The sequence below is a fragment of the Campylobacter sp. BCW_4338 genome, from assembly GCF_001763255.1.
GTDB classification, from domain to species: domain Bacteria; phylum Campylobacterota; class Campylobacteria; order Campylobacterales; family Campylobacteraceae; genus Campylobacter_D; species Campylobacter_D jejuni.
This window is the reverse complement of sequence record NZ_MJYJ01000040.1, coordinates 1-1,663: the sequence shown is the minus strand read 5'-3', so window position 1 is coordinate 1,663 and position 1,663 is coordinate 1. Positions and strand designations below refer to the sequence as shown.

Annotated in this window: 1 pseudogene; it reads right to left on the bottom strand. The window is 33.1% G+C overall.

The window, feature by feature from the left end:
- A pseudogene (locus AJN69_RS03930) lies at positions 1-1,632 on the bottom strand (hypothetical protein); the annotation flags it as partial.
- Positions 1,633-1,663 lie beyond the last annotated feature (31 nt).

Genomic DNA, 1,663 nt, shown 5'->3' with positions numbered 1-1,663 from the left:
ACCTTCATTTTTAATACCACTTGTAATAGTCGCATCAGAATCATTTTTTAAACTTAAATTATTATTACTTCTATTGAAGATATTACCATAAATAATTCCATTGTCAGTATTTAAAATACCACTTCCTTTTGCAGAAGCAATAAGACCTTCATTTTCAATAGTGATTCCGTATTCTTGTTTTTCTTGTCCTTCTTTTCCAATGGTTCCAGTATTTATAATACCCCCATTACCACCTTGGATAGTTCCAGATACATTGATGCTAGTATTTACTTGCTTACCGCCACCTATATAAATACCTGCATTACCACCTTCTAATCTACCCCCTGCTTTAACTTCAATGCCTTCACCCTCAATACCATTTTTACTTCCATCTATATGGATTGCATCATTGCCTGCTTTAATAACACCACCTTCTTCTATAGTGATTTTACCAATATTAACGGGCTTTTTATTTGTATCAAATGCATAAAAAGTTATACCATTGTTGCCTGCTTCTATAGTTCCTTTATTTGTAAGGGTTTCTATCTTGTTGCCATCACCTATGAAGATACCATTAGCGTTTTGATTTTTGATTAGGCCTGTGTTTTCAAAATTTTTAATAGTGGAGCCGCTACTATAAACACTTTGTATATTTATAGCTCCTGCTAATTTATTGGCTCCAGATGTTCCTTCTATAGTGCCACTGTTTTTAAAATCATCTATGATGCCATTTGACAAATTTACACCTACTTTACCTGAAATGAAACCCGAATTGTCAAAAGTTTTTATAGTAGAGCTATAAAGATTAACCCCAGAACTCGCATATAAACCAGCGAATGATTCATTTGGTTCTGCTGTTCCACTAGTTTTTATAGTTTTAGTATTTTTAAAATTTTCTATAGTAGCACTGGAGAGGTTTACACCACTTCCACCACCGCTGTTTATTGAACCGTTATTAGTGAAAGTTTGTACATTAGTATGAGTAAACCGGACAGCTTCTTTATTTGTTGAACTTATAACTCCAGTATTGTTAAAATTATTAATCGTAGATTTGTTATTAGCAAGGCCTTGGAAAAAAACTCCTTGATCATTGTTGGAAGCTGTTATAGTTCCACTATTTTCAAATTTATCCACAGTGAGAGTTCCCTGACCTCCCCAAATTCCCATGTAAATTTGACCATTAACTTGACCTGTATTTTCAAAGGTATTGACAGTAATGGTTCCTGTAAAATCTTTATCATGTTCTACAGCTACCTTACCGTTAATAGTTCCTTTATTGGTAAGATTGGTAAGAGTAAGAGTATCGCTATTCTTAGCATGAACATAGATGACTTTGTCTTTACCGGTTAAAGTTCCGGTTTTTTCAATTATTATGGTATGTGGACCTTGATCGGAAATGTTGATTTGATTGTTGATTGAACTACTTACAGTCGTATTAATCCTAGCTTGAGGAGCATAAACACTTGCTGAACTAGCTTTAGTATTTTTACTTATTTCATCATAAGTTTTTATTTCAGGAGTAGGTGCAGCATTTGCACAACTAGCTAAGAAAGAAATAGTAGCTAAAGATAAAACTATCTTTTTAGAATTTAAACAGGGTTCTTTAATCCCCCCCCCCGTAGACACCTTACTTGAAATAATATTTTTACTCAAATATTTTTCTCCTTCCTTATTTAAAATGATT